The following is a 3,964-nucleotide window of genomic DNA, read 5'->3' as shown; positions in this document are numbered from 1 at the left end:
CCTGAACGCGCTCGCCGGCAAGGGCGTGCACGTGGTCACGGTGAACGACTACCTGGCCGAGCGTGACGCCGCCTGGATGGGTCGGGTGCACGAGTTCCTCGGCCTCACCGTCGGCGTGGTGCTGCCCAACCGGCCGGCCAGCGAGCACCGCGCCGCGTACGAGTGCGACATCACCTACGGCACCAACAACGAGTTCGGCTTCGACTACCTGCGCGACAACATGGCCTGGTCGCGGGATGAGCTGGTTCAGCGCGGCCACTTCTTCGCGGTGGTCGACGAGGTCGACTCGATCCTCATCGACGAGGCCCGGACCCCGCTGATCATCTCCGGCCCGGCCGAGCACTCCGCCCGCTGGTACCAGGAGTTCGCCGCCGTGGTGGCCCGCCTCCAGGCCGGCACCGACGGCGAGGGCGACTACGAGGTCGACCATGCCAAGCGCACGATCGCGATCAACGAGCGCGGTGTCACCAAGATCGAGGACCGGCTCGGCATCGACAACCTCTACGAGTCGGTCAACACCCCGCTCGTCGGCTACATGAACAACGCGATCAAGGCCAAGGAGCTCTACAAGCGCGACAAGGACTACATCGTCAGCGACGGCGAGGTCCTGATCGTCGACGAGTTCACCGGCCGCATCCTGCACGGCCGCCGCTACAACGAGGGCATGCACCAGGCGATCGAGGCCAAGGAGGGGGTGGAGATCAAGCAGGAGAACCAGACGCTGGCCACCATCACCCTCCAGAACTACTTCCGCCTCTACGAGAAGCTCTCCGGCATGACCGGTACCGCCCAGACCGAGGCGAGCGAGTTCAACAAGGTCTACAAGGTCGGCGTCGTGACCATCCCGACGCACCGGCCGATGGTCCGCCTCGACCGGGCGGACGTCATCTACAAGACCGAGAAGGCCAAGTTCAACGCCGTCGTCGAGGACATCGCCGAGCGGCACGAGCAGGGCCAGCCGGTGTTGGTCGGCACGGTCTCGGTGGAGAACTCCGAGATCCTCTCCCAGCTGCTGCGCCGCCGGGGCATCCCGCACTCCGTGCTGAACGCCAAGTTCCACGCCAAGGAGGCGGAGATCGTCGCCCAGGCCGGGCGCAAGGGCGCGGTCACCGTCGCCACCAACATGGCCGGCCGTGGTACGGACATCCTGCTCGGCGGCAACCCCGAGTTCCTCGCCGCCAACGAACTCCGCCAGCGCGGCCTCGACCCGCTCGAGCAGCCGGAGGAGTACGCCAAGGCGATGGAGGAGGTCCTGCCGAAGTGGAAGCAGGCCTGCGACGTCGAGGCGGAGGAGGTCGCCGCGGCCGGTGGCCTCTACGTGCTGGGCACCGAGCGGCACGAGTCCCGCCGGATCGACAACCAGCTGCGCGGTCGCGCCGGCCGGCAGGGTGACCCGGGCGAGTCCCGCTTCTACCTGTCGTTGCAGGACGACCTGATGAAGCGCTTCCGGGCCGGCGCGGTCGAGGCGGTGATGGAGCGCTTCAACATCCCGGAGGACGTGCCGATCGAGTCGAAGATGGTGACTCGCCAGATCAAGAGCGCGCAGGCCCAGATCGAGGGCCAGAACGCCGAGATCCGGAAGAACGTCCTGAAGTACGACGAGGTGCTCAACAAGCAGCGCCAGGTGATCTACGCCGAGCGCCTCCGGGTGCTCAACGGCGAGGACCTCTCCGAGCAGGTCCGCAACATGATCGACGACGTGGTGGGCGCGTACGTGGTGGGCGCCACCAGCGAGGGCTACGCCGAGGACTGGGACCTTGAGCAGCTCTGGTCCAGCCTCAAGCAGCTCTACCCGGTGGGCGTGACCATCGAGGAGTTGGAGGAGGAGGTCGGCTCCCGGGCCGGTCTCGACCAGGACTTCCTGCTCGCCCGCCTCAAGGAGGACGCGCACGCCGCGTACGACCGGCGCGAGGAGACGCTCGGCGAGGAGGCGGTACGCCAGCTCGAGCGGATGGTCCTGCTCCAGGTGATCGACCGCAAGTGGCGCGAGCACCTCTACGAGATGGACTACCTCCAGGAGGGCATCAGCCTGCGGGCGTACGCCCAGCGCGACCCGGTCATCGAGTACCAGCGCGAGGGCTTCGACATGTTCGCCACCATGATGGACGGCATCAAGGAGGAGACGGTCGGCTTCCTCTACAACCTCGAGGTGCAGGTCCAGGAGCCCGAGCCCGAGGCGGAGGAGGTGCAGCTGCTGGAGAAGCCGGTGGAGATCCACGCCAAGGGTCTCAACCGCGCGCCGCAGCAGCAGGGCCTGCAATACTCGGCGCCCGGGGTGGACGGCGAGGCCGGCCGGGGCGCCCCAGTGATCGAGCGCACCGAGCAGCAGGCGCCCGCCTTGGGCGTCGGCACCGAGACCGAGCGGCCGGCCGCGTCGGGTCCCCGCCGGGCGCCGGCTGGCATGAGCGGGCAGGCCATCGCGGCCAGCACCGCCCGCCGGGCCGCCCCAGGCCAGGTGGACGGCGGCGAGGGCCCGTCCCGCAACGCGCCCTGCCCCTGCGGCTCCGGCCGCAAGTACAAGCGCTGCCACGGCGCCCCCAACGGCGGCAACTGACCGCCCGCACCGCGCCTCTGACGGGCTCCGGCCAACCTGGCCGGGGCCCGTCTGCATCTCCACCCATACCGGCGTGGCGGCGGCGCCGGTGGTTCCGGCGGGCGCGCATCGCGCCATGTCCCGACCGCTCGCGCTGCGGGACGGGTGGCGCGGGTTCCGGCATGTCGCGGTCTCCGGCCGCCCGGAGGCCCCGCTCTGCCGCATCGCGTGTCGATCACGCCGGCTCCCGGCCTTCGGGCACGTGCCGTGTGTTGAGCGTGAGGGCGTCAAGATCGAGTGGCATCGGCCTCACGAATGCCACTACTTCCTGCATCGAACACGATCTTGCCGCGGGACGCCGGATGCGGGACGTGGGACGCGGAGGCGGGACGCGGGGCGGGGAGGCGGCGCGCGCTCAGGGCCTGCGGGGAGGGCCCGAGCGCGGGCCGGGGCGTCTCCGGCGGGGGCGCGCTCTGGGCGGGCGACTCCTGAGTTTGGTTTCGTTTGTCTCGGTGTGCCATCGGCGGCCAGCTCGGCCCAGCGTCCGGCGCACCGGACCGGGGGTGGCGCGCCGAACCGGCTCAGGGACACACCGGCGGGGAACTATCTCCAGGCCGGGTCCGAGGTGTATGACGGTGACGGCGTACGGCATGATCGGCGCCCGGAGCCGGCGCCCGCCGGCCGGGCATGAGCTTGGGAGAGACCGGATGACCGACGAGCTTGTCCGGGTGTACGTGCCGGCGACCGTCCCGATGCTCGCGCGGTTGCGCGAGGAGGGGCTCGCCGCCGATGAGGCGCACGCGGTCACCCCGGAGCTGCGCGAGTGGTACGCCGAGGGCGACGAGGAGGAGCTGGAGTACGTCGCCTTCACCCGGGCCGCCCAGGAGGCGCTGGTGCTGCTGCGGGCCGATCACGCCGCGCCCCGGCGCCGGGTGGTGGTCTCGGTGGACCTGCCGGCGCGCGCGGTCGGCCGGGTCGGCGGCGAGCTGGGCTCCAGCGTGGTGCGGCTGACCGCCCCGGTGCCGGTCAAGACGGTCGCCGCGATCCACGTGGACGGCGCGGAGGCCGTGGACGATGTGGCGGCCGCCGCCGAGGTGGTCATGGAGGCCCAGGCGGGTGACCCGGACGCGCAGTTCACCGTCGACGGTGCCGAGGACCACGAGCTGGAGTGGTACGACGTGAGCGAGCTGGACCTGCTGCTGCGCGAGGTCGGCTGAAGCTGGCCGGCCGGGGCGGGTGGTCAGGCCTCGGCGGGCTCGTCCTCGTCCTCGTTCACGGTGGGGCGCGGGCCGAGGGTGCGGCCGAACGCGATGAGCGCGGCGAGCGCCCCCACGAAGAGCACCCCGCTGGGGCTGTCCCGGCCGGTCCGGCGTGCCTCGGCGCGGATCAGGTACATCGCGGCCGGGTAGCCGGCGCAGGTGCCCAGCCCGA

General features: G+C 71.2%; 2 protein-coding genes and 1 pseudogene. 2 read left to right on the top strand and 1 reads right to left on the bottom strand.

Annotated features, from left to right (window positions below):
- Window positions 1-2,554 (top strand): preprotein translocase subunit SecA (secA, locus tag ACWEVO_RS31995; RefSeq protein ID WP_452311183.1); only part of this gene is annotated, 2,554 nt, incomplete at its 5' end.
- A gap of 686 nt (window positions 2,555-3,240) precedes the next feature.
- Entirely contained in the window at window positions 3,241-3,750 is a 510-nt protein-coding gene (locus ACWEVO_RS31990) for a DUF6912 family protein (protein WP_452311182.1), read from the top strand.
- A 23-nt stretch (window positions 3,751-3,773) separates the two neighbouring features.
- Here the strand turns inward: ACWEVO_RS31990 and ACWEVO_RS31985 are convergent.
- Window positions 3,774-3,964 (bottom strand): annotated as a pseudogene (locus ACWEVO_RS31985) (hypothetical protein); the annotation flags it as partial.

This window comes from Micromonospora sp. NPDC003776, assembly GCF_053605645.1.
The sequence above is the reverse complement of the archived record's forward strand: the minus strand, read 5'-3'. Positions and strand labels throughout refer to the sequence as shown.